Origin of the sequence: Tabrizicola piscis, from assembly GCF_003940805.1 — a bacterium.
GTDB lineage: Bacteria > Pseudomonadota > Alphaproteobacteria > Rhodobacterales > Rhodobacteraceae > Tabrizicola > Tabrizicola piscis.
In genome coordinates this window covers 3,350,835-3,374,289 of record NZ_CP034328.1, presented here as the reverse complement: position 1 = coordinate 3,374,289, position 23,455 = coordinate 3,350,835, and the positions used below count along the sequence as shown (strand labels likewise).

At 65.7% G+C, this 23,455-nt stretch carries 27 protein-coding genes; 8 read left to right on the top strand and 19 right to left on the bottom strand.

The genetic code is table 11. The features are described from left to right. Nucleotides 1-20 precede the first annotated feature (20 nt). Nucleotides 21-695: a phosphonate metabolism transcriptional regulator PhnF gene (gene phnF / locus EI545_RS16395; protein ID WP_425471585.1), complete on the top strand. Its 675-nt coding sequence runs from the start codon at nucleotides 21-23 to the stop codon at nucleotides 693-695. Here the strand turns inward: phnF and EI545_RS16390 are convergent. The 10 genes from EI545_RS16390 to EI545_RS16345 all read right to left on the bottom strand — a co-directional run bounded on the left by EI545_RS16390 (nucleotide 686) and on the right by EI545_RS16345 (nucleotide 9,825). After that, nucleotides 686-1,363, bottom strand: a complete 678-nt coding sequence (locus tag EI545_RS16390) for an LbetaH domain-containing protein (RefSeq protein ID WP_125326455.1) — start codon at nucleotides 1,361-1,363, stop codon at nucleotides 686-688. The two genes, phnF and EI545_RS16390, sit on opposite strands and share 10 nt — an antisense overlap. Before the next feature lie 198 nt (nucleotides 1,364-1,561). After that, nucleotides 1,562-2,896, bottom strand: coding sequence for a phosphonate ABC transporter, permease protein PhnE (gene phnE, locus EI545_RS16385; protein WP_125326454.1), 1,335 nt, complete (start codon nucleotides 2,894-2,896; stop codon nucleotides 1,562-1,564). Between the two features lie 107 nt (nucleotides 2,897-3,003). After that, nucleotides 3,004-3,882 (bottom strand): phosphonate ABC transporter, permease protein PhnE, encoded by an 879-nt coding sequence (phnE, locus tag EI545_RS16380; RefSeq protein WP_125326453.1) that lies wholly within the window; start codon nucleotides 3,880-3,882, stop codon nucleotides 3,004-3,006. Nucleotides 3,883-3,946: 64 nt separating this feature from the next. Beyond that, a complete protein-coding gene (phnD, locus tag EI545_RS16375; protein ID WP_125326452.1) occupies nucleotides 3,947-4,843 on the bottom strand; it encodes a phosphonate ABC transporter substrate-binding protein in 897 nt (298 codons plus the stop codon). Between the two features lie 29 nt (nucleotides 4,844-4,872). Further along, nucleotides 4,873-5,691 carry a phosphonate ABC transporter ATP-binding protein gene (gene phnC, locus EI545_RS16370; RefSeq protein ID WP_125326451.1) on the bottom strand — a complete coding sequence of 273 codons (819 nt, stop codon included), beginning with the start codon at nucleotides 5,689-5,691 and terminating at the stop codon, nucleotides 4,873-4,875. 93 nt (nucleotides 5,692-5,784) lie between these two features. Beyond that, a complete protein-coding gene (locus tag EI545_RS16365; RefSeq protein ID WP_216842466.1) occupies nucleotides 5,785-6,321 on the bottom strand; it encodes a TrmO family methyltransferase domain-containing protein in 537 nt (178 codons plus the stop codon). 86 nt (nucleotides 6,322-6,407) lie between these two features. Beyond that, nucleotides 6,408-6,902, bottom strand: coding sequence for a copper chaperone PCu(A)C (locus EI545_RS16360; RefSeq protein WP_125326449.1), 495 nt, complete (start codon nucleotides 6,900-6,902; stop codon nucleotides 6,408-6,410). A 150-nt stretch (nucleotides 6,903-7,052) separates the two neighbouring features. Continuing rightward, complete coding sequence (locus EI545_RS16355) at nucleotides 7,053-8,426, bottom strand: PepSY-associated TM helix domain-containing protein (protein ID WP_245990132.1); 1,374 nt, start codon at nucleotides 8,424-8,426, stop codon at nucleotides 7,053-7,055. Between the two features lie 90 nt (nucleotides 8,427-8,516). Further along, on the bottom strand, nucleotides 8,517-8,882 hold the full coding sequence (locus EI545_RS16350) for a hypothetical protein (protein WP_125326447.1): 366 nt from the start codon (nucleotides 8,880-8,882) through the stop codon (nucleotides 8,517-8,519). 31 nt (nucleotides 8,883-8,913) lie between these two features. Further along, entirely contained in the window at nucleotides 8,914-9,825 is a 912-nt protein-coding gene (locus EI545_RS16345; protein WP_125326446.1) for a hydrogen peroxide-inducible genes activator, read from the bottom strand. A gap of 162 nt (nucleotides 9,826-9,987) precedes the next feature. Here EI545_RS16345 and katG point away from each other — a divergent pair, with 162 nt between their 5' ends. Continuing rightward, nucleotides 9,988-12,156 carry a catalase/peroxidase HPI gene (gene katG / locus EI545_RS16340; RefSeq protein WP_125326445.1) on the top strand — a complete coding sequence of 723 codons (2,169 nt, stop codon included), beginning with the start codon at nucleotides 9,988-9,990 and terminating at the stop codon, nucleotides 12,154-12,156. 64 nt (nucleotides 12,157-12,220) lie between these two features. Here the strand turns inward: katG and EI545_RS21410 are convergent, their stop codons facing one another. The 6 genes from EI545_RS21410 to EI545_RS16315 form a co-directional block, all read right to left on the bottom strand. Continuing rightward, complete coding sequence (locus EI545_RS21410) at nucleotides 12,221-12,379, bottom strand: hypothetical protein (protein WP_164517328.1); 159 nt, start codon at nucleotides 12,377-12,379, stop codon at nucleotides 12,221-12,223. 281 nt (nucleotides 12,380-12,660) lie between these two features. After that, the gene (locus EI545_RS16335) at nucleotides 12,661-13,080 is read right to left on the bottom strand and encodes a hypothetical protein (protein ID WP_125326444.1); all 420 of its coding nucleotides are present in this window, start codon (nucleotides 13,078-13,080) and stop codon (nucleotides 12,661-12,663) included. A 195-nt stretch (nucleotides 13,081-13,275) separates the two neighbouring features. Then, a complete protein-coding gene (gene metG, locus EI545_RS16330) occupies nucleotides 13,276-14,994 on the bottom strand; it encodes a methionine--tRNA ligase (protein ID WP_125326443.1) in 1,719 nt (572 codons plus the stop codon). Between the two features lie 75 nt (nucleotides 14,995-15,069). Further along, nucleotides 15,070-15,612 (bottom strand): cytochrome b, encoded by a 543-nt coding sequence (locus EI545_RS16325; RefSeq protein WP_125326442.1) that lies wholly within the window; start codon nucleotides 15,610-15,612, stop codon nucleotides 15,070-15,072. 3 nt (nucleotides 15,613-15,615) lie between these two features. Further along, nucleotides 15,616-16,182, bottom strand: a complete 567-nt coding sequence (locus EI545_RS16320; RefSeq protein WP_164517327.1) for a YceI family protein — start codon at nucleotides 16,180-16,182, stop codon at nucleotides 15,616-15,618. Between the two features lie 88 nt (nucleotides 16,183-16,270). Then, entirely contained in the window at nucleotides 16,271-16,900 is a 630-nt protein-coding gene (locus EI545_RS16315) for an ImuA family protein (RefSeq protein ID WP_125326440.1), read from the bottom strand. 118 nt (nucleotides 16,901-17,018) lie between these two features. Here EI545_RS16315 and EI545_RS16310 point away from each other — a divergent pair, with 118 nt between their 5' ends. From EI545_RS16310 to EI545_RS16300, 3 genes are read left to right on the top strand one after another with little or no spacing between them, the layout of a single operon-like run. Further along, nucleotides 17,019-18,059, top strand: a complete 1,041-nt coding sequence (locus EI545_RS16310) for an aldo/keto reductase (protein WP_125326439.1) — start codon at nucleotides 17,019-17,021, stop codon at nucleotides 18,057-18,059. 57 nt (nucleotides 18,060-18,116) lie between these two features. Further along, nucleotides 18,117-18,713 carry a hypothetical protein gene (locus EI545_RS16305; protein ID WP_125326438.1) on the top strand — a complete coding sequence of 199 codons (597 nt, stop codon included), beginning with the start codon at nucleotides 18,117-18,119 and terminating at the stop codon, nucleotides 18,711-18,713. Continuing rightward, complete coding sequence (locus EI545_RS16300) at nucleotides 18,710-19,195, top strand: lipocalin/fatty acid-binding family protein (protein WP_245990130.1); 486 nt, start codon at nucleotides 18,710-18,712, stop codon at nucleotides 19,193-19,195. The genes EI545_RS16305 and EI545_RS16300 overlap by 4 nt, the downstream gene beginning before the upstream one ends. An 11-nt stretch (nucleotides 19,196-19,206) precedes the next feature. Here the strand turns inward: EI545_RS16300 and EI545_RS16295 are convergent, their stop codons facing one another. Further along, nucleotides 19,207-20,064: a helix-turn-helix domain-containing protein gene (locus EI545_RS16295; RefSeq protein ID WP_125326436.1), complete on the bottom strand. Its 858-nt coding sequence runs from the start codon at nucleotides 20,062-20,064 to the stop codon at nucleotides 19,207-19,209. A gap of 102 nt (nucleotides 20,065-20,166) precedes the next feature. Between EI545_RS16295 and EI545_RS16290 the strand changes: the two genes are divergently transcribed. After that, nucleotides 20,167-21,195: a fatty acid desaturase gene (locus tag EI545_RS16290; RefSeq protein WP_125326435.1), complete on the top strand. Its 1,029-nt coding sequence runs from the start codon at nucleotides 20,167-20,169 to the stop codon at nucleotides 21,193-21,195. On the opposite strand, the gene EI545_RS16285 is transcribed toward EI545_RS16290, so the two are convergent. Continuing rightward, nucleotides 21,115-21,723 carry an NUDIX hydrolase gene (locus EI545_RS16285; protein WP_245990128.1) on the bottom strand — a complete coding sequence of 203 codons (609 nt, stop codon included), beginning with the start codon at nucleotides 21,721-21,723 and terminating at the stop codon, nucleotides 21,115-21,117. The two genes, EI545_RS16290 and EI545_RS16285, sit on opposite strands and share 81 nt — an antisense overlap. Next, nucleotides 21,716-22,117 carry a DUF983 domain-containing protein gene (locus EI545_RS16280; RefSeq protein ID WP_125327628.1) on the bottom strand — a complete coding sequence of 134 codons (402 nt, stop codon included), beginning with the start codon at nucleotides 22,115-22,117 and terminating at the stop codon, nucleotides 21,716-21,718. Before EI545_RS16280 ends, EI545_RS16285 begins: the two co-directional genes overlap by 8 nt. A gap of 198 nt (nucleotides 22,118-22,315) precedes the next feature. On the opposite strand from EI545_RS16280, the gene EI545_RS16275 reads away from it, so the two are divergent. Both EI545_RS16275 and EI545_RS16270 read left to right on the top strand, forming a co-directional pair. Then, nucleotides 22,316-22,816 carry an EF-hand domain-containing protein gene (locus tag EI545_RS16275; RefSeq protein WP_245990126.1) on the top strand — a complete coding sequence of 167 codons (501 nt, stop codon included), beginning with the start codon at nucleotides 22,316-22,318 and terminating at the stop codon, nucleotides 22,814-22,816. 41 nt (nucleotides 22,817-22,857) lie between these two features. Continuing rightward, nucleotides 22,858-23,451, top strand: a complete 594-nt coding sequence (locus tag EI545_RS16270; protein WP_125326433.1) for an RNA polymerase sigma factor — start codon at nucleotides 22,858-22,860, stop codon at nucleotides 23,449-23,451. Nucleotides 23,452-23,455 lie beyond the last annotated feature (4 nt).

Genomic DNA, 23,455 nt, shown 5'->3' with positions numbered 1-23,455 from the left:
GGTCCAGCATCGCGGAGACTTTGACCGCGGAAATCGGTGCTGGGCATTACCATCCGGGCGACAAGCTGCCGACCGAGGCCGCACTGGCCGCGCGGTTCGGGGTGAACCGGCATACGGTGCGCCATGCGCTTGCCACGCTGGCCGAAGCGGGGGCAGTGCATGCGCGGCGGGGGGCTGGGGTTTTCGTGACGGCGCGGCCCACGGATTACCGGCTGGGGCGGCGGGTGCGGTTTCACCAGAACGTGCTGGCGGCGGGGCAGACCCCGTCACGCCGGATCAGCCGGGTGGAGACACGGCCTGCCGATGCCGAGGAGGCGCGCGGCCTGCGCTTGCGCCAGGGGGAGGCTGTGCATGTGGTAGAGGGGGTGTCGCTGGCCGACAACCAACCGCTGGCGGCCTTTCGGTCGATCTTTCCCGCCGCACGATTCCCCGACCTGCCAGAGGTGCTGCGGGCGGTGGGGTCGATCACCGAGGCGCTGCGTGCCTGCGGGTTGGCCGACTATACAAGGCTGGAGACACGGCTGACAGCGCAGGTGTCCGACCCGGTGCTGGCGGTTGCCTTGCAGGTCAAGGCGGGGGCGGCGGTGCTGCGGTCAGTGGCGGTCAACGTCGATGGCGCGGGGGTGCCAGTGGAACTGGGGACAACCTGGTTTGCCGGGGACCGGGTGACGCTGACGGTGGGCGATCAGGCGTGATACTTCTCAAGGAAGGCCTCGGCCTTCAGGGTGCGGAAATCCTGCAGCGCGGCGCGCAGGCGGGTGTGGTCCCAGTCCCACCAGGCAAGGGCCATCAGCCGGTCGATCACGCCTTGCGCAAAGCGGGGGCGGAGGGGGGTGGCGGGACAGCCGGCGACGATCATGAAGGGCGGCACGTCCTTGGTCACCACCGCACCGGAGGCGACAATGGCGCCGGGGCCGATCGTCACTTCGGGTTTGATGATCGCGCCGTGGCCGATCCAGCAATCGGCCCCAAGGGTAGTGCGGCGGGCGGTGCGGGCGGCGAAGAAGGCGGGGTCGTCCTCTGCATCCGGCCAGTAGTAGCTGGAACGGTAGAGAAAATGATGCTGCGCCGCATGGGTGAAGGGGTGGTCGGTCGGCCCGATCCGGGTCATCGCGGCGATGTTGGAAAAGCGGCCCACGGTGGTGTTGGCGATGTCGGCAAAGCGATCGCAGTAGGCATAGGCCTCAAACGTGGAGTTCACGATGCGCGCGCCTTCGCCGACTTCGGTCCAGGGGGCGAAGGCGGAGGCGGAAATCTGAGCCGTGGGGTGGATCACCGCGCCATGGGGAGAGAGACGGTGCCTGCGGTTGACCGGCTGGTCGGCTGCAAGATCAGCTGCGGGTTGGGATTGGGTGTTCAGCATGGCTTGACCCTTGGACGTCCTGCGCGGCGGGGCAGGTTTCAAATTGAGCGCTGACGCGCGAAGACTTTTGTCTCGCCTCTGCGCGCAGGCGCGCAACCGGCTCGGCGTCGCGGGGGCGCGTCGCCCCCCGCACCCCCAGAGAGTATTTCCCAAAGAGCAAATCGCGATACCAGAGCGCGAGATTGCGGTCGTACACGATCATTCCCCCTTGATGAGCTTGCGGCGGAGCCAGCCGGAAAGGCTGTCCATGGCCATGACCATGAGAATGATGAGGACCATGTAATAGGCGACTTCCTCCCAGTCCTTCTGGGTGATGATCGCCTGGGTCAGCAGCAGGCCGATGCCGCCGCCGACGATGGCGCCGATCACGGTGGCGCTGCGGGTGTTCGATTCAAGGTAATAGAGCACCTGGCTGAGCAGGATCGGCGTGATCTGGGGGATGACCCCGAACCGGGCGCGCAGGGTGGCATTCGCGCCGGTGGAGCGGATCCCTTCCACCTGCTTTTCGTCGATGTTTTCCAGCGCTTCCGAAAATGTCTTGCCGAAGGTCCCGGCGTCGGTGATCGCGATGGCTATGGCGCCGGTCATCGGACCCGGGCCAAAGGCGCGGGAGAGGATGATGGTCCAGATCAGGCCGTCCACGCCGCGGATGAAGTCGAAGAAGCGGCGGACGGCAAAGCGCAGCGGCCCCAGCGGCATGAAGTTGCGCGCCGCCAGAAAGCCCAGCGGCAGGGCGACAATCGCGGCGGTCATGGTGCCGAGAAAGGCCATCAGGATCGTCTCGAAGATCGCCCAGGCCACATCGCCGTGGCGCCACATGCGGTTGGTCCAGAATTCCGAGACCATGTAGCCGATGTTCATGCGGTCTGGGTCGACGCGGTCGCCCACGGTGGCGAGGGTGGCCAGTTCCGCGAAGGATTTGCCGTAGAAGGGGCTGTCGAGGGTGAAGAACCAAAGCTCCCACCCGGCCTCATATTTGAAGGTTTCCACCTTGGAGCGGGTATAGGTGAAGCGACCCGCCGGGGTGGTGACGCCGATGCGGTTTTCGGCGACGGAGATCCAGTCGGGGATCGGTTCGGGGGCCGTCAGCACTGGCCTTCCGCCTTCGGGGCGGATGTCGATCGTGCCATAGCCGGGCACGACCATCCGCGCGCCGGCGTCATCATAGGTGACGATATGCCCGGTGCCGAGGTCGATGGTCGTCACATCGCCTGCAACGGTGACCCAGTCGGGCAGCATGCCTTCGGGGTAAGTGCCTTTCGCTTCGCCCTCGATCGCGACGGTCAGATTGCCCGTGCGGTTTTCGCGGGTGACGTGCGTCTTGTGCGACCAGAAATCACCCAGAAGGATCGCGGCATTGTCGAAGCGGGCGCGCTGCACGAGGCCTGCCACGTCAAAGCTGATCGCGGCGTAGATCAGATAGGCAAGGATGGCTGCCGGAATGGCAAAGGCCATGCGGCGCTTGGCGGCGAAGCGGCGGGTGATGGTGTCGGCGAGGGACGGGGTGAGGGATGGGGTGAGGGCTGCGGTCATCTGCGGGCTTTCCGGCTGGCGGCCCCCCTGCCCCATCCCTTCCCCATGAGGGGGGAGGCAGGCGCGGAGTGTCGGCTGTGGCGCAAGGTGAGGGTTGGGCGCATGGATCAGTGCCCCTTCACAAGCTTGTGGCGGTAGTGGTCTGACACGCGGTCGATCAGGACGATGGCGAGGAACAGGAGCAGGAAGATCGCCACCACCTCGTCATACCGGCCCTGGCCCCATTGCATCGCAAGCTTGAGATCGTGGCCAATCCCGCCCTCGCCCACGAAGCCAAGGATGGCACTGGCGCGGACGTTGATTTCAAAGCGGAGGAGGCCATAGCTGAGCCAGTTCGGGGCGACCTGCGGCATGACGCCAAGCCACATGCGCTGCGACCAGTTGGCCCCGACCGAGGCGAGGCCTTCAACGGGTTTGAGGTCGGCGTTTTCAGCCACTTCGGAGAACAGCTTGCCAAGTGCACCCCCGGTATGGAGTGCGATGGCGATCACGGCAGGGACCGGGCCGCCGCCAAGGATATAGATCAGGACCAGCGCGATGACGATTTCCGGCACGGCGCGGAGCGCGTCCATCGTGCGGCGAAAGAGCGGGATCAGGCGCGGCCAGCGGGCAAGGCCGCGGGTTGCCAGAAGCGACAGCGCCATGGCGGCCAGCGCACCGATCAGGGTGGCGACGGCGGCGATGTTCAGCGTTTCGATCAGGGCGGGGATGTGGTCCCAGAACAAGGCGGGCAGGTTGGCCCGATCCTCCCAGGCTTCGGACAGGACTTCCGAGGGGAAGTCGAACACCTGATGCAGGCCCTGCCAGAAACCACCGGCGTTGCGATCGTCGGCCAGCATCCAGCCCGAGGCCATGAGGGCCACGAAGATGACCATGAGGATGCCGCCATACATCCGCTTGCGGCGGACCATGTCGAGGTAGGCTTCACGGGAATTGGACAAATCAGGGCGCTGGCCCTGCTCTGGTCCGAAGGCGACATCGACCATGGGATCATCCGGATATGAAGAAGCCGGACCCCGGGGAGCGCGGGGTCCGGCGGGTCAGAAAGGCTTACATGCCTTCCTGAAGCTTGCGGGCGGCGAGGATGCCTTCGAAGGCCGAGTGCTCAACCGGGACGAAGTCTTTCGCTTCGCCGGCCGCGACGGCATAGGCGCATTCGGCATCGGTTTCCCACAGGTCGGCGGTCAGCTGGGTCACCTTGTCCTTGACGTCCTGCGGCAGGGCCTTGCGGACAACCATCGGGCCTTCGGGGATCAGAGCCGAGCGCCAGATTTCCACGAGGGTCGACATGTCGACCAGACCCGCATCGGCGGCCTTGCGGAAGGCACCCGAGTTGTAGCCATCTTCCCAGTTGCCAAGGCCGTCGGCCCAGGACACGCCAGCCTCGAAGTCGCCGTTGGCGACGCCGACGATGGTCTGTTCATGCCCGCCGGACATTTTCACTTCGGCGAAGTAGTCTTCCAGCTTGCCGAACTTGGCGGCCAGTTCAGCGCCGGGGACCAGAAAGCCCGAGGTGGAGTTCGGGTCGGCGAAGGCGAAGACCTTGCCCTTGGCATCTTCCATCGAGGTGATGCCGCTGTCGGCGCGGGCGAAGCCGATGGAATAGTAGCCGGTCGAGCCGTCAACGTTCTGCTTGGTCAGCTTGACCTCGACGGCTTCCGGGTCCGTGAGGTAGACCTTGGCATAGGCCGAGGCACCAAGCCATGCATAGTCAAGCGAGCCGCCGAGCAGGCCCTGGATGACGCCGTCATAGTCGGCGGGGGTGAAGATCTTGACCGGAACGCCGAGGGCTTCTTCGATCTTGACGCGGAAGCATTCGTTCGAGGTCATGCGGTCCTGGGCGTTTTCGCCGCCAAGGATGCCGATGTTGAATTCGGTGAACTCTTGCGCGAAGGCCGAGGTGGCCATCAGCGAGACAAGTGCGGTTGCAGTCAGCAGCTTTTGCATGGTTTCTCCGTGGGTTAGTGGTGCGTGGGTCACGACAGCATGAGATCGGCGTAGGACCGGTCGGCTGTGGTGTCGGTGGGGATCGAGGTGGAGGTTGCCGCCTCGTTGAACGTCTCGTCCGCGCCGTAGATTTCGCGGGCGACAGAGGTGGACAGCTGGTCGGGTGTGCCGTCAAAGACGATGCGGCCGTCGCGCATGCCGATCACCCGGTCACAATAGCGGCGCGCGGTGTCCAGCGTGTGCAGGTTGGCGATGACCATCCGCTTGTCTTCAAGGTTGATGCGGCGAAGGGTGTCCATCACCACTTGGGCGTTCATCGGGTCAAGGCTGGCGATGGGTTCATCGGCGAGGATGATCTTCGGATCTTGCATCAGTGCCCGCGCGATGGCCACGCGCTGCTGCTGCCCGCCCGACAGCGCCTCGGCCCGTTTGGGGGCCTGTTCGACGATGCCGAGGCGGTCGAGGATATCCAGCGCCTTCAGGATATCGGCCTGCGGCCAGAGGTTGAACATGGTCTGCAGGGTGGAGCGGCGGTTCAGGATGCCGTGCAGGACGTTGGAGGCCACGTCCATCCTAGGGACAAGGTTGAACTGCTGGAAGATCATCGCGCATTGGCTTTGCCAGGCGCGGGCCTGCGGGCCTTTCAGCGCAAGGACATTCTGGCCATCAACCCGGATTTCCCCGGCAGAGGCGTCGATCAGGCGGTTCATCAGGCGCAGGAAGGTGGACTTGCCGGCGCCAGAGCGGCCGATGATGCCCACAAAGGCAGGCCCTTCCACGGTGAAGCTGACGTTGTCGACGGCGGCTTTCTGGCCGAACATCCGCGTCACCGACTGAACCTGAAGCATCCCGTCACCCCCGTTTGGCTGGGGGACGTTTAGCGGGCCTTCATGACGCCAACTTCGCGTTTGGATGAAGGTTCCGTGACGGAAACGGCAGCCTCAGGGCGCGGGATCGGGTGGGATGTCGACCGAGGAAAGCCAGGGTTTGATGTCAAGAAGTGCTGTCCCGTCAAAGGCATCCAGCGCATCAAAACGCAGGCTGCCCGCGCCGGTGTCGATGGCCAGCAGCCGCACGACTGCCAGCGCCACCGGGTTGGGGCGGGCGGGCGAGCGCAGGGCGAAGACCCCGCAGGGGCCATCCCGATGGGCAGGGCTTTGCACGATCAGGTCACGCCGGGCAGCGCCGGTCCAGTAAAGGAGAATCACTGTCTGACCGGCGACAAGTCCGGCCAGGCCGGGGCGGAAGGCCGGAGCGACCTCGGCCCGGAAGTCGCCGCCCCGTTCCCGCGCCTCGCGCAGGTTCTTCGGGCAGTTGCCGCGTGACCAGGGGGTGCGAAGCTGGCCGATGAACTGCAGGCGGGCGTCTGCAGAACTGGCAGGGTCGGAGGGCAAGGCCACCTCGCCCGGGCGGGGTGGCGGCGGTGTCGGGGCGGGATCGGTCATGGCCATGCCTTCCGGCTGTGGGTCGGTGCGCAATGCTGCGGGCAAGAGGGCAGGGTTGCAAGCGCAGGCTGGGGCGGCCCGGCTTGCGCAAGGGCAAGCCGGGCCTTCAGCCATTGGGGTCAGCCGCCAGTGCCGTGGCTGGAATGGTCCATGGTGTCATGGTCCCCACCCTGCCCTGTTGGCGCGTCGATGCTGAATTCCACGTCTACCCGGCCGGCGCGTTCGAAGATCAGGGTGGCTTTGTAAAGCTCGCCCTCGGTCAGGGTGCCGGTCAGGCCCATGAACATGACGTGCAGGCCACCATGTTCCAGCGTGACGGTGCCCCCGGCCGGAATCTCGATCGCGTCGATGTGGGTCATGGTGCCGACGCCACTTGCGTCGACCTTGCTTTCATGGACTTCGGATTTCGCCGCGATGCCGGATTCGATGCCGAGCAGGCGGTCGGGTTCGGTGCCGGAGTTGACGATGGTCATGAAGCCCCCGGCAGCCTTGGCAGAGGCGGCGGGCTGGGGGATGTGGGGGTGCTTGATCTCAAGATCGCCGGCGGTGAAGCCGTGGGCGAAGACGGGTGCTGCTAGGCAGAGGGCCGCGAGAAGGGTGAGGATCGGTTTCATTTCAATGCTCCGTTTGAGGGTAAATCGGGAAAAGGGCCCCTTCCGGCGCGGGCCGGAAGGGGCCAGTGCGGTCAGGCCCCGGGATTGAGGCCGGACCGGTGGCCCCGGCGGGACATGGGACGCCTCCCAACGCCGGGACCACGGGAACCATCAGCTGACCAGCCGCTTCAGCGGCGGGACGGCAGAGAGGATCACAAGGTCAAGGACCATGACCGCCAGAAGGGTCAGGCCCAGCATCGGGAAGGCCAGCGACAGCGCCAGGGTGATCAGGATCGCGCCCTTGGCATAGGGCACATCGGCGGGCCGGGGCGGTGCGCCAAGGCGCGCGGCGACGGGGCGGCGCTTGAGCCAGAGCACAGCGCCCGACACCGACATCAGGATGATGGCAAGGCAGAACGCCGTGTTCAGAGCGATGTTCCAGACCCCGAGGTCGCCTTCGTGGAAGGCGATGCCCCAGGCCATGGCCTTGGCATAGGCCGAATAGTCGGCATAGCGCACATCGGCCAGCACGTTGCCGGTGAACTGGTCGATGTGGATCGTGCGGTCAGCGGCGGGGTTCGGGCCATCGTTCGACATGCTGTCATGGCTGATCGTCCAGACGCCGGTTGCATCGGCGGGGAGGTTCAGCTGGAAGCGGTGGTCAAAGCCAAGGGTTCCGGCGAAGGCTGCCACGGTGTCGACGGTGACCGGCCCGGTGATCGCCATGGTTCCGGCAAGCGAGCCGGATTCCGGCAGCGGGGTCTGTTCAAGGCCCCAGGGCACCTCTTTCGCGGCGCCGTGGTTCATGTCGGCATGGGTGGCGTCGGAGAGGGGAACGTTGTCCCATTTCTCGGCCGGGAAGGTGGACCACGCCTGCACGAACTTGGCCCCCCAGAGGCCCGCCCAGGAGAGGCCGGAGATCAGGAAGATCACCAGAATCAGGCTGGCCCAAAGGCCAAGCGCGCCATGCAGCGATTTCCAGAAGGCGCGGCCCTTGGCGGCGGTCTGGACCGTCAGGCTTTGGCCCAAGCTTGCGCCATTGCGGGGCCAATGCAGATAGATGCCCGTGACGGTAAGCAGCAGGGCAAGGCTGGCTGCCGCTTCGATCAGCCAGTCGCCGGTGTTGCCGATCAGGAGAGTGCCATGGATATCCGTCGCAAAATCATACCAGCCGGCGCGCCAGGGGAAGGTGTTCAAAACCTCGGCCGTGTAGGGGTTGAGGGTGACGCCGGTCTTGGCATCCCCAGCCGCGACCACGACGGTTGCGATGTGGGCGGGGGAGAGCGGGGCGATGTACTGGGTGGCCGTCGCATCGGGGATCGCCGCTTGGGCGGCGGTGATCAACTGGCTGACGGCAAGGGGCTGGTCGCCGGGGAGGATGGTCATCTTTTCATCGCCGATCCCCTGCAGGACCGCGATCCAGAGCATGAGCAGGCCGGTCACGGCCAGCATCAGCAGGAAGGGGATGACGTAAAGCCCGGCATAGAAGTGCCAGCGCCAGGCGGCGAAATACAGGCGGTTGGGGGTTTGAGATTCGGTTGCCATGGGATGCCTTCGGATGTGCATGAAAACTGCAGGCCCGGTCCGGACCTGCGTGGGGCACTTTGAAAGCGGCGATGGGGTCAGCGCCGCCGGTCAGGCGGCAGGTGGGCCTTGCGGCGTGTTCGCAGGATCAAGAACGCGGGCCCGGGCCCGGCTTTCGCGCGGGGCGATCACTTGGGCGAGGACAGCCAGTTCCAGATCGATCAGCGTCAGGGTTGCGGCTGGCAGGTCGGCCGTTCCGGCAATCTGGCAGGCCGCGCAGTGGGGGTCGCGGTGGCCGTCACCATCAAGGTCGTCGCCGCAGAAATCGGCCAGCGGCACGCCGTTGGCCAGCGCGAAGGCAAGGGCTTCGTCCTGCGGGGTGGCCATGCGATGGGCGAACCCGGTCGCGACCAAGGCGACCGTGAGGGTGACCAGCAGGGCCAGCCTGTGAAGCTGATGAAGGGTCCGCGTCAGCATGACGCCGGAATGACGCAAAGCGGGGTCGCGGTCAACTGATCTGCGCGGGCTGCGGCATCGCGTCCGGCGCGTGGAGCAGGCGGGCAAGGTCGGCAAGCCGGTCCGACAGCGGGTTCGTGCGGCGCCAGACCAGACCGATGGTCCGGCCGGGGCGTGGGGCGGGCAATCGCTGGAGGGTCACGGGTGCCGACCGCACCTCGACCGACGCGGCCATCTCGGGGATCAGGGTCACGCCGATCCCGGCGCCGACCATCTGGACAAGGGTGGAGAGGGAGGAGCCCTCCATGATCTCGCCCGCCGGGGCGCGGGGCAGTTTGCAGGCGGCGATGGCTTGGTCGCGGAAGCAGTGGCCTTCCTCCAGCAGGAGAAGAGGCATCGCGGCAAGGTCTTCAAGGCGGGGGACGGGCAAGGCGGATTCGGCCATTGGGCGGACCAGAAGGAATTCCTCATCGAAAAGGGGGTGTTCGATCAAGGACGGTTCCGAGACGGGAAGCGCCACAAGGGCAAGGTCAAGCCGGCCTTCGGCAAGGTCACGGACAAGGCGCTGGGTCACCGCTTCACGCGGGCGCAGTTCAAGGTCGGGGAAGTGATGGGACAGGCGGCGGATCAGTTGCGGCAGGAAATAGGGCGCGATGGTGGGGATGATCCCAAGGCGCAACCGCCCTGCAAGGGGGCCGGTCGAGGCGCGGGCAAGCGAGGCCAGTTCGTCGACGCTGCGCAAGACATCGCGGGCGCGCAGGGCGAAATCCTCGCCCAGCGAGGTCAGGCGGATCTGGCGGGGGCCGCGTTCGACAAGGGGTGCGCCGAGAAGTTCCTCAAGCTCCTTGATCTGCAGCGATAGGGCGGGTTGCGAGATCGCCGACGCCTCGGCCGCGCGGCCGAAATGGCGGTGCCGGGCAAGCGCTTCGAAGTAGCGCAGGTGCTTCATGGTGAGTTGTGTCATAGGTTTTACATATCGTGGTGATTGGAAAATGAAAATTCCCTTTATCGATGCGCGGTGCTAACGCTGAAGCATAATGAGGCGTGGCGAGTCGTTGACCCCCCTTCCGGGCGGGCCCTCGATTGCATATCTGCGCTTCGTATCCAGCCAGATGAGGAGAGCAAGATGGACGGCAATGACGTTGGACGCTCGGGCAAGTGCCCGGTGGTGCATGGAGCGATCACCACGACCGAAAACACGGTGATGGACTGGTGGCCAAAGTCGCTGAACCTGGACATCCTGCACCAGCACGACACCAAGGTTAACCCGCTGACGGGGTTTAACTATCAGGACGAAGTCAAGAAGCTGGACTTTGACGCGCTGAAGCGGGACCTGACCGCGCTGATGACCGACAGCCAGGATTGGTGGCCGGCGGATTGGGGCCACTACGGCGGCCTGTTCATCCGCATGTCGTGGCACGCCGCGGGCACTTACCGGATGGCCGATGGCCGGGGTGGGGCCGGGACCGGCAACCACCGCTTTGCGCCGCTGAACAGCTGGCCGGACAACGCCAACCTGGACAAGGCCCGCCGCCTGCTGTGGCCGATCAAGAAGAAATACGGCAACCGGCTGAGCTGGGCCGACCTGATGGTGCTGGCCGGGACCATTGCCTATGAATCGATGGGTCTGAAGACCTTTGGCTTCGGCTTTGGGCGTGAGGATATCTGGGCCCCGGAAAAGGATGTCTGGTGGGGGTCGGAGAAGGAATGGCTGACCGATCAGCGCTATCCGACGAAGGAAGACCGGACGTCGCTGGAAAACCCGCTCGCCGCCGTGGTGATGGGCCTGATCTACGTCAACCCGCAGGGCGTGGATGGCAAGCCTGACCCGATCCGCACCGCGCATGACGTGCGCGAAACCTTTGCCCGCATGGCGATGGATGATGAGGAGACCGTGGCGCTGACCGCCGGTGGCCACACTGTCGGCAAGGCGCATGGCAACAACAATGCCGCCCTGATCGGCGCGGAACCGGAAGGTGCCGGGATCGAGGAAGGCGGCCTTGGCTGGAACGTGCATGCCGCACGCTCCATCGGGCGGGATACGATCACCAGCGGTCTGGAAGGCGCATGGACGGCGCATCCGACGAAGTGGGATGGCGGGTATTTCGACCTTCTCCTCAAGTACGACTGGGAACTGGTGAAATCGCCTGCGGGTGCCTTCCAGTGGCAGCCGATCGGGATCAAGGAAGAGGATATGCCGGTTGACGTGGAAGACCCCACGATCCGCCGCATGCCGATGATGACCGATGCCGATATGGCGATGAAGATGGACCCGGCCTACCGCGCCATCAGTGAGCGGTTTGCCAAGGATCAGGCGGCGTTCTCGGACGCATTCGCCCGGGCGTGGTTCAAGCTGACCCACCGCGACATGGGGCCGAAGGTTCGGTATCTGGGGCCGTGGGTGCCGCAGGAAGAGCTGATCTGGCAGGATCCGGTCCCGGCTGGCTCCACCTCCTGGGACGTGGCGGCGGTGAAGGCGAAGATCGCAGCCTCGGGCCTGTCCGTGTCGGACATGGTGGCGACGGCCTGGGATTCCGCCCGCACGTTCCGCGGGTCGGACAACCGGGGCGGGGCGAACGGTGCCCGCATCCGTCTGGCACCGCAGAAGGACTGGGAAGGCAACGAGCCCGCCCGTCTGGCGCGCGTGCTGTCGGTGCTGGAGCCGATTGCCTTGGCGGCAGGCGCGTCGGTTGCCGATGTCATCGTGCTGGCCGGGACCGTGGGCGTAGAGCATGCGGCCAAGGCTGCGGGCTTTGACGTGGCCGTGCCCTTCCACCCCGGTCGCGGTGACGCGACGGCAGCCCAGACGGACGCCGACAGCTTTTCCGTGCTGGAGCCGGTGGCGGACGGGTTCCGCAACTGGATGAAGAAGGACTATGCCGTCACGGCAGAGGAACTGCTGCTGGACCGCGCGCAACTGATGGGCCTGACGGCGCATGAGATGACCTGTCTGCTTGGCGGGATGCGGGTGATCGGCACCAACCACGGCGGGACGGCGCATGGCGTGTTTACCGACCGGGTCGGTGCGCTGACCACCGACTTCTTCGCTGGCCTGACGGACATGGCCTACAAGTGGGTGCCCAAGGGGACCAACCTCTATGAGCTGACCGACCGCAAGACCGGAGCGGTCAAGTGGACGGCGACGCGGGCGGATCTGGTGTTCGGGTCAAACTCGATCCTGCGGGCCTACGCCGAGGTTTATGCGCAAGACGACAACCGCGAGAAGTTCGTGAAGGATTTCGTTGCAGCTTGGGTGAAGGTGATGGAGGCCGACCGGTTCGACCTGCGCGCTTGACCGATCTTGCACAAACGAAAACGGCCCGGGCACTATGCCCGGGCCGTTGCTTTTTCGGGCGGTCCTAGTTGTCGACGCCGTAGAAGGCGGCACCAGACTGGACGGCGATCATGTCGCGTGGGGCAAACACCACGATCAGCACCCCAAGATAGACGACAAGGAACAGGGCGATGGCGGCATAGGTCCGCTTGGATCGGGGGCGCGAAGGCAGAACTTCGGGCATCTCGGGCTCTCCTACATTGGCAGCGAGTTGAGGGCAGCGACTCGGGTCCGATGCGAGGAGAGTACCACCAGAGCGGGTGGCGCGGTTTCCGCAGTTTTGGCGATAGGCGGAATTTCTTCCTGATTGTTGCGTGCTTCGGCGGAAAAACGCACGGGGTTGCCGGGTTTCTGCAGCTGCAACAGAACGATTTCGCGGTTGCGGCATGACTGGCCTGCCAGCCTTGCGCAAGGCGAGGGCCGGCCCTGCAGGCAAGGCCGGCCCTTTAGGTTGTGGCGTTGGGGTCAGTAGCAGACGTACCAGTATTCGCAGTAGCCGTAGTAATCGCACCAGTATTCCCAATAGCAGACGCCGCGGGTCTTGGTTTCCGCCTCGTCGCGCAGAACGTCGGCGCGGGCGACGATCAGGGCATCATCCGGTGCCATGGCAACGGCTTCATCCAGCACGGCGCCAAGGTCCATAGGCTTGCCGGCGGATTCGATGGTGGTGCCAGCGGCAGCCTTGACCATCATCTGCACCCCGGAAAGCAGGGCCAGCGGGTCCTGGTTTGCCCGGCCATAGGTGATGAGCGCATTGGCGATGGTAAGGGTGCTTTTCGCCTCGGCGGTTTCAAGCGGGTTGGGCGCGGCAGCATCCTGGGCAGCAAGTGGGGCAACGCCCACAAGAGAAATCGCAAAAGCAAAGGCGGCAAGCAGACGCTTCATATCAGTCCTCCTGAAAAATGTTCTGCACGGGGCCTTTGGCGATCATGCGCCCCAAAGCCGGATGCCGCGTCAGAGTGACGCAGGGTCAAGCGGCGGGCAAATGAAATTCGCCGTCATGCATGTATTTGTCAGGGCCAGAGACTGTCGGGGCCGTGGCCAGCCGCAGATCGGCCTGGCCCGGCCAAGCGCCGTCTGTCAGGTGCGGACACCCGAGAAGCGGGCTTGCCAGTCGCTGCGTTCTTCGTCCGTGATCTTGCGGAACAGGTTTTCGGGCACAGTGAAGGCATGGCCCGCTGGCAGCGCCCGCATGGCGGCGGAGATGTCGTGGGGCCAGCTTTGGTCATCGGTCCCCATCGCCTGCAGCATGGTGGCCGAGGCGTCGGGAATGAACGGGGCCGACAGGACCGCGTAAACCCGGATCAGGTTGAGCGCGAGGCGGATGATCGCCTGCGCCTGTTCGGGATCGGTCTTGACGACTGACCACGGGGCGGCGGCTTGCAGGTATTCGTTGCCGATCACCCAGATCGCGCGCAGTTCGGCGGCGGCCTTGCGGACCTCCATCTGCTCCATCAGGCGGGTGTAATCGGTGATCCGCGCGCCAAGGTCGGCGATGAGGGCGGTTTCCAGCGGGCCGAAGTGGCCGCCGGCGGGGACGTCATTGCCGAACTTGGACACGGCGAATTTGGTCACGCGGGAGACGAGGTTGCCAAGCACATCGGCAAGGTCCTTGTTCACCGAAGTCTGGAAGTTTTCCCAGGTAAACTCGCTGTCGCTGGATTCGGGCGCATGGGACAAAAGCCACCAGCGCCAGTAATCGGCGGGCAGGATCGACAGGGCCTGATCCATGAACACGCCGCGTCCCTGTGAGGTGGAGAACTGGCCGCCGTCATAGTTGAGGTAGTTGAAGGACTTAAGGTAATCGACCATCTTCCAAGGCTCGCCTGACCCAAGGATCGTGGCGGGGAAGGACAGGGTGTGGAAGGGGACGTTGTCCTTGCCCATGAACTGGTAATAGGTGACGTCGGCGGCGCCCATGTCGGTGCGCCACCAGCGTTCCCAATCGGCATCGGCCTTGCCATTGGCATCGGCCCATTCTGCGGTGGCGGCGATGTATTCGATCGGGGCGTCGAACCAGACGTAGAAAACCTTGCCTTCCATCCCCGGCCAAGGCTGGTCGCCCTTTTTCACCGGGATGCCCCAGTGCAGATCGCGGGTGATGCCACGGTCCTGAAGGCCATCGCCGTCATTCAGCCATTTCTTCGCGATGGAGGTGGTGAGGATCGGCCAGTCATGCTTGCTGTCGATCCACGCTTCCAGCTTGTCACGCAGGCTGCGTTGGCGAAGGTAGAGGTGCTTGGTTTCCCGCACCTCAAGGTTAGTGCTGCCCGAAATCGACGAGCGCGGGTTGATCAGGTCGGTCGGGTCAAGCTGCTTGGTGCAGTTTTCGCACTGGTCGCCACGCGCCGCCTCATACCCGCAGTTCGGGCAGGTGCCGGTGATGTAGCGGTCGGGCAGGAAGCGGTTGTCGTCGATGGAAAAGACCTGCTTTTCCGACACTTCCTCGATCAGGCCGTTCTCGGCCAGCTTGCCCGCGAAGTGCTGGGTCAGGCGGTGGTTGCGCTGGCTGGAGGAGCGGCCGAAGTGGTCAAACGACAGGCGGAACCCTGCGGCAAGGTCCTTCTGCACCTCATGCATTTCGGCGCAGTAGACATCCACGGGCTTGCCAGCCTTGGCGGCGGCAAGCTCGGCCGGGGTGCCGTGTTCGTCGGTGGCGCAGATGAACATCACCTCATGCCCCATGGCCCGGTTGAAGCGGGCAAAAAGGTCAGCGGGCAGCTGGCTTCCGACCAGATTGCCCAAGTGCTTGATCCCGTTGATATAGGGAATGGCGGAGGTGATGAGAATCCGAGCCATGTGCGCCCCTTTGGTCGACTTGTCCGGGCTTCGTTTAGCGCAAGGTTTCGCAAAGGGCCAGCGGTGGCTTTGGGGTCAGACGCGGCCGCGCAGCATTCGGGTCAGGGTGCCGTCGCCGTCCATCTCACGCTTGAGGGCGGCCAGCATGTGCAGCACGATCAGCCCAAGCAGGACCTTGGTCAGAATGCCGTGGAGGCCGAACCAGAAGATTTCCGCCGCCTCGGACGGGGCGACCAGTGGCGGGACGGTCCAGCGGTCGGCGATCATCACGTCGATGCCGGTGGCGGAACTGCCGGCCCAGCCGGTCAGTGGAATGACGATCAGCAGAAGGTAAAGCGCCCAATGCGCGGCGCGCGCGGCCCATTGCGCCGGGCCGGGCGGGCCGATGGGCCGGGGTGGCGGGCTGGCCAGATGCCAGCCGATCCGGGCCAGAATCAGGGTCAGGACCAGAAACCCCAGCGTCTTGTGCAGGCTGTACAGCCACAGGTTCGCAAGGCCCGGCTGCATGTCCTGCAGCCGCATGCCCAGCGCCAGCATCGCGATGACCAGCAGCATCATCCCCCAGTGCAGCACCCGGGTGACCAGACCGAATTCGTCAGGCCCGTTGCGCAGCGCCATCCGTCAGCCCTTTGCGTCGATCCGGGCGGTGATGAGGATGCGCACCTCATCCCCCACCATGTCGGCCCAGCCGGTGGCACCGAAATCGCTGCGGTTGACGCGGCCGGTCAGGCGCACGGTGAGACGGCTGAAGTCGCCCGGGTCGCTGCCGTTGGGGCGGCTGATCTCGGCCCTGAGGGTGACCTGGCGCGTCACGCCGCGGATGGTCAGGTTGCCAGTGACATCGGCGGCGGTTCCGGCAGGCGCGACCGAGGTGCTTTCGAAGGTCATCTGCGGATAGGCACCTGCGTCCAGCACCTTGGGGCCTTTCAGCGCCTGTGCGGCGAAGGGAAAGCTGGCGCGCGCGCCTGAGACATCCAGCGTGACATCAACGGTGCAGTTCCTGACCTGATCGAAGTCAAGGCTGAGGTCCGCCACCAGAAGCGGGATCGAGCCGGTGATGATGTCAGGCCCGAAGTCAGTCTCGAACGCAACCGTCGAGGCCGTCGGGTCAAGGCTGTAGTCCGTGGAGGCCGCCAGCGCCGGGGCGGCGGTCAGGACGGCAACAAGGGCGATAAGGCGCAGTCGCATGGGGCTTGTCCTGCAAGGATGGGCCAAGCCTACGCCCCCTGCCCCATGGTGCAAGTCATCTTGTCGTGTGGGGCTGGTTCGCAATGGCCTAGGGGGCCGGCAGTGGCTCCAGCCCCTCATGCCCTTTCGCATCGCGGGTCAGGTGCCAGCGGGCTGGCGGGGCAAGCCGGGCGCGCAGGCGGGTCAACGTCCAGCTTTCGCCATCGGACCACAGCAGCCTTTTGCTGGGCGCGGGGGCCAGATGCCAGCGGGTTTCTACCCCCGGCGCACCGCCCTGCCCCGGCAGCAAAAGCAGCCCAAGGGGGGCAGTGCCGCCGTCGCGCCGCGCCGCCTCGGCCCCGGCTGCGGCGGCAAGATGCAGGCGGCGGACGGGGGTCAGGCCGGGGGGTGTGGTCACCTCGGCGATGACAAGGGGGACGACACCGGATCGCAGCGTCTCTTCCGCGGCCCAGAGGGCGGCCTCATCCCGGGCTGCCCGCACCAGAAGCAGGCGCGCGGGGTCGGCCATGGGTTGCAGGCCAGCAGCGTTCAGCCGTTCGGGCCACCAGCCGGGCCTGATCCAGACCACCGGCCCCCGGGATTTCGCCATCAGAAGCACCGCAAGCCACAGCCGCGCCGGGCCGCAGCCTTCGTGCAGGCGGCCACGCTGCAGGGTCAGCGGGCCGGTCAGGGGCTGATCGCCCCAAGGGGTAGTGTGGTGCTTGATCGGCAGACTCATGCCGGAAACTGTAGTTTGTTCGCTTAATGTTCTCAAGTGTGGCCCTTTGCCCTGCCGTCGATCCGGCCTAGTTTGCCGCGAAGCAGCGCTAATGCTGCCGCATGGCAGCGGAGGCCCGATGAAAACCCTGACCCTTGGCAAGACCGGCCTGACCGTTTCCGAGCTGTGCCTTGGCACGATGACCTGGGGCACCCAGAACTCGGAAGCCGAGGGCCATGCCCAGGCCGACATGGCGGTGGACCATGGCGTGACCTTCTGGGACACGGCGGAAATGTATCCGACGAACCCGGTGCGCGCGGAAACCGTAGGCCGGACGGAAGAGATCATCGGGTCATGGCTGGCCGCGCGCGGGGGGCGGGACCGGCTGGTGATCGCGACCAAGATCACCGGCAAGGGCCAGATGGTGCGCCCGGGCCAGCCGATCAGCGGCGCCACGATGCGCGCGGCGGTCGAAGGGTCGCTGAAGCGGATGGGCACCGATTATATCGACCTTTATCAACTGCACTGGCCGAACCGGGGCAGCTATCATTTCCGTCAGGCGTGGCGCTATGCTCCGACGGGCACCGACAAGGCGGCGGAAACCGCACATATGACGGATGTGCTGACCACCGCGCAGGCGCTGGTGGCCGAGGGCAAGATCCGCGCCATCGGGCTTTCCAACGAAAGCGTGTGGGGCGCGGCGCGCTGGCTGCATCTGGCCGACACGCTGGGTCTGCCCCGTATGGCCTCGGTGCAGAACGAATACAGCCTGCTGTGCCGCCAGTTCGATACCGACTGGGCCGAGTTCAGCCTGATCGAGGACATGCCGCTGCTGGCGTTCTCGCCCTTGGCGGTGGGGTTGCTGAGCGGGAAGTATGCAGGCGACGTGATCCCCGATGGCACGCGGCGGATGCACACGCCAGACCTTGGCGGGCGGATCACGGCGCAGGTGTTTCCGGCAGTGGCGGCTTATCTGGGGATTGCGGCGCGGCATGGGCTTGACCCCTGCCAGATGGCCATTGCCTTTTGCCTGTCGCGGCCGTTCCGCACGATCCCGATCATCGGGGCGACTACGCTGGACCAGTTGCGGACCAACATCGGCGCGGCCTCGGTCACGCTGTCACAGGACGTGCTGGCCGAGATAGCGGAAACCCACCGGGCCTTCCCGGCGCCCTACTGACGGGGCTTGCGGGATGCGAAGGATCAAGGCACTGCTGGGTGACCTTCGGAGAGCCCGATGCCCCGCCTGATCCCGCTGCTGCTTGCCCTGGTCGTGACCGCGCTGGTCGCCGGCTGTCAGCTTGCGCTGCCCGGCGGCGGGGCGGCGGGCGATGACAGCGTGACGCCGAATGCCGTCGCGGGCGATCCGATCGAAGTGACGGCGCTGGACGCGCCACCCGCAGCCCCGGGCGTGGAAGCAGCGGTTTCGGACGCGCCGGTTCAGGATGCCGCCCTTGCGGCGGAGGGGGAAAGCACCGCCCAGGCGCAGGGCGCTGACCCGGTCCAGCCTGCACCCGATCCTGCGCCCGAAGCCACGCCCGAACCTGCACCCGTGCCAGAGGCAGCGGCAACCGAACCGCCGCCACCACCGCAGAAGTCCGAACGGCAGCTGGCGTGCGAAAAGGACGGCGGCACATGGGCGGGAACCGGGACAAGCTCACTTCGCACCTGTGTGTTCGCCACCCGCGATGGCGGCAAGCAGTGCAGCCGCAAAGACCAGTGCGACGGGCAGTGCCTGGCGCGGTCGGGGACCTGTTCACCGGTGGAGCCGCTGCTGGGCTGCAACGACGTGCTGCAGAACAATGGCGCGCGGGTGACCCTTTGCATCGATTGATCCTGTCCCTTGCGCTTTTGCTGGCCGCCTGCGCCACGGCACCCAGTGACGCCGTCTTTCGCAGCGCCGGAGCGCCGATCTGGTCTGCTGCCGCCTTTGCCCCGGCCCAGATCGCCGGGCGCTGGCAACAGGTGGCGGCCTATCAGGCGGCGTCACCCGGCACCTGCAACGGCGGCGCGGTCGAGTTCCGGCCCGCCAACGGGGGCCTTATGGTCGAGGGGGTGCTGTGCCTGAACGGCAGCGCGCGCAAGGTATCAGGGCTGGCCCAACCGACCGGGCCGGGCCGTCTGGCAGTGCCGGGGCAAGAGGATTGGTGGATCCTGTGGGTCGACAGCGGCTATCGCACGCTGGCCATCGGCACACAGTCGGGCGGCTTTGGGTTCGTGCTGGACCGGGGGGCCGCCGCTCCTGACCGGCTGGCCGCCGCGCGGGAGGTATTCGATTTCAACGGCTACTCCGCCGGGGCGTTCCGGGCGTTCTAGCGCACTTTGGTTTATTGCACCCTGTCGCAAAGGCCTTGCAGGTGGGCGACGATGTCACGGGCGCCAACCTCGGCCTCGCGCACCAGAAGATCGAAATGTTGGGTGATCGTGTCAACGCGGGCGGAATCGCGGAAAGCAAGGTAGTGGCGGCCGATGTAGATCACCGCCAGAAGCGGGCCAAAGACGGTGATCGGCGCTGAAAACAACCGCCGCGCGTCAAACAGGCACAGGCGGAGCGAGGGGTAAAGCTGCTCGCATAGCGTCATCAGGTGGTGCAGTTGGAACCGGCGCAGGTCGGGCGACAGGCCTTCGTAATAGCCGGTTCCGGTGGCGAAGGCGGTCAGCTCATGCATCGGCAAGGCGATTTCGTAGTCAGACCCCGCGCCGCGCATCCATTTCAGCCGGTCCTCGAAAGCCCCGATCGCCTGTTCGGCGGTGCGGCCAAGTTGCGGCTCATATTCCCATTCCACCACGCCGCGGATCTTCAGCATGTCGGGCAGCGTGGCGGGGACGTGGCGGATCTTGTAACCCGCCGCTTCCTGATGCCAGCCAAAGATGCGTTCGTCGATCAGGGCGCGGGGGGCTTCGGTCAGCGAAAGGGACGCCGCCAGAAGGTCGGCGATGGGTTCGGGGCGTCCCGACAGGCCCAGCAGCCAGTCGGCGCTGATCCCAAGCGCCCGGGCGCAATCTGCCGCAAGCTGGGCGTTCGGCAGCCGCGTGCCCGGCTGCAACAGCGCCGAGATGGTGGAGCGGTCCACCCCCGTCAGCCGGGCAAGGGCCGCTTGGGTGACCTTGCGGGTCTCCATCGCCTCGGCCAGACGGGCGCGGAAGACCGGGGCGCGATCACGCTTGTCTATCTTTTCCATCATGTGTTTTGTTTTCCAAACACGCGTGAGATTTCGTTGACATTATCCCGAATTCCGCCCCAACGCACGTACTGATAGCGTCATGAGAAAGTTACCTGATCGGGCATGATCTTGCACAACACCCAACGGACGGAAATCCGGTCCAGTTCCCCGGCCATTGAATGGCCGACGCTTATGGTCTTCCTTGCAACTTACGGGCTTTGGGCAATCGCCACAGTCTTTCTGTGGCAGGTGTCACCGATCCTTGCCGTTCTGGCGGCAGCCCTTGCCATCGCGCAGTTTTCCTCGCTCACGCATGAAGTGCTGCATGGCCATCCGTTCCGCAACCAGACCCTGTCCGAAGCGCTGGTCTTTCCGGGACTGACGCTGTTCGTCCCCTATCTGCGGTTCAAGGACCTGCACCTGCAGCACCATTTCGACCCCGCGCTGACCGACCCCTATGACGACCCCGAGTCAAACTACTTTGACCCGGCTGTCTGGGCACGGCTGCCGGCCCCGATCAAGGCGCTACTGCGGGTCAACAACACCCTGTTCGGGCGGATGGTGGTCGGTCCCGCAATCTCCACCTGGGCGCTGGTGGCGGGGGATCTGAAAGCGGCGTTGAAGGGCGACCGGCGGGTGATCCTGGCCTGGGCGCTGCACTTGACCGGGGTTGCGCTGGTGGTCTGGTGGCTGGTGGCAATGGGTACGATGCCGCTTTGGACCTATCCAATCGCGGCCTATCTGGGGTGGAGCCTGCTGAAAATCCGCACCTATCTGGAACACCGCGCGCATGAGGCGGCGCGGGCGCGAACCGTGATCATCGAAAGCCGGGGGCCGCTGTCATTGCTGTTTCTGAACAACAACTTCCACGTCGTGCACCACATGCACCCCAACGTGCCATGGTACAGGCTGCCCGCGCTTTATTTCAGCAACCGCGACCATTACCTGCGCCGCAATGAAGGTTACCTGTACCGCAACTACACCCAGATCATCCGGGAATACCTGTTCCGCGCCAAGGACCCGGTGCCGCACCCGATCTTTCCGGTGGACAAGGGCGGTGCCGTGGTCGGGTCAGACGATGCGACGGAACTGCGGGGTGGTGCCGGAATTGTCGAAGAACGGCACGCCGGGCTGATCGCCGCCCGTCACTAGGGCGGTCACCTCGGCCAGCACCACTTCGGTGATGAAGGGCAGATCAAGGGCACGCGCCTCTGGCAAGGGCAGCCAGCGCAGATGCGCCAGTTCGCCCGAAGCGGCCGAGAAATCCTGTGGATCGCCAGCCAGACAGGCGGCATCGGCGAGAAGGAAACGCGCGTCAAAGCGGCGGGTCCGCCCGGGGGGCGTGATCGCGCGGAAGACAAAGCGCAGGCCCGGATAGGTGGCGGGGCGCAGGCGCCGTCCGGTTTCCTCTTCCAACTCACGCAGGGCGGCGGCGACCAGCACGTCGGGCGGGGGGGCATCCGGCTCGGCCATCGTGGCCAGACGGCGGGCGCAAAGGGCGGACAGATGGCCCGCAAGGGGGGCCGCGTGATCGCCGGGATCAACCGCACCGCCGGGAAAGACAAACTTCGACGGCATGAACACCGCCCCTGCCCCACGCTGGCCCATCAGCACTTCGGCCCCGTGCGGACCGTTGCGCCACAAGATCACCGTTGCGGCGTGGCGGATCGGTTCAGACATCCGGCGCGGGCCCGAAGCCATGCATCCGCTTGGCCCATTGGAACGCCACCAACCCGCCCTTCAGCCGGGGGAGCAGGTAGAGCGACAGAACAACGGTTCCGAAGGAAAACATCAGCGCCAGCAGCAAGGGTTCCGGCCGCCATGTCGAATAGACGAACAACAGCACCGGCGCGAGGATGTGGCCGACGATCAGGATCGTCAGGTAGGCCGGGCCGTCATCAGCGCGCTGGTGGTGTAGCGCCTCACCACAAACCGGGCAGGCGTCACGCACCTTGAGATAGCCGCGCATCATCGGCCCCGCCCCGCAATTCGGGCAGCGGCGACGCCAGCCGCGCAGCATCGCCGGACGCAGCGGGCGTTCATCCTGATCAGACAGGACAGAAGTTTCGGGCATGTCGGCAAGGGTCATCAGCAGGGCTTTCGGCTGGCCAGTCGCGGCAAGCCGGGACCATAGCGCCAAGCGAAAGGGCTGGACAAGGGGCAGCCCGCCCCCCGTGTCGCCATGTCGCGATAATCCGCGACGGAAACCGGATGCTGCGCCGTTTACCCCAGCAGACGAGCCAAGGATATGGCCCCAAACCGGAGAAGAGACATGACCGCACCGATGAAATCCACTGTCGCCGTGATCGCCCTTGTGGGCGCTGTTTTTGCGTCGGCCGCACTGGCCAATGAAGGGCCGGGCGGCCCGGACAACCGTGGCGCGATGCTGATGGAGATGTTTGACGGCATCGACACCGACAAGGATGGCAAGCTGACCGAAGCCGAGCTTGAGGCCCACCGTGCCGCCATGTTCACCGCCGCCGACGCGAATGGCGACGGGATGCTGAGCGCTGACGAACTGTCGGCCCAGCAACTCGCGCGCTTTTCGGAAAAGCTGGCGGAACGCACCGCCCGCATGATCGAAAACCGCGACAATGATGGCGACGGCAGCCTGTCGCTGACCGAAGTGGACGAAGGCCCGGGCCAGCGCCACTTTGCCCGGATCGACAGCGACAACGACGGTGCCATCTCGAAGGCCGAGGCGGAGTCCGCGATGGACATGATGGGCAAGCGCAAGCACCGCAAGGGCATGATGGGCGGTGCCGACAACTGAACCTTGGCCAGAGGCCCGCGAACCGCTAGACCCGTCACAGGATGACCATGGCCTACGACGCTCAGGACACCACCTCGGACGAGGCGCTGATGGTTCTCTATGCGAATGGAGACCGTCAGGCGGCGCAGGCGTTGGCCCAACGGGTGACGCCGCGCGTCCTTGCCTATGCGGCGCGGATGCTGGGCGGGGATCGGGCCGAAGCCGAGGATGTGGCGCAGGAAACCATGCTGCGGCTGTGGCGGATGGCGCCAGACTGGCGGCAGGGCGAAGCAAAGGTGACGACCTGGGCCTACCGGGTCGCCACCAATCTGTGCATCGACCGGCAGCGGTCCCGCCGCCGCAAGGGGCAGGTCGCGCTGGACGATGCGCCAGACCAGCCGGATGGCGCGCCGGGGGCAGAGCAGCGGTTGCAGGACGGACGCCGAATGGCGGCGCTGGAGGCGGCACTGGCCGACCTGCCGGACCGCCAGCGGCAAGCGGTCGTGCTGCGGCATATCGAGGGACTGACCAACCCCGAAATCGCCGCGGTGATGGACATCGGGGTTGAAGCGGTTGAAAGCCTTACGGCACGGGGCAAACGCGCCCTTGCGGCAGGGCTGTCGGGGCAGCGCGACGCGCTGGGATATGAAGGATGACGGA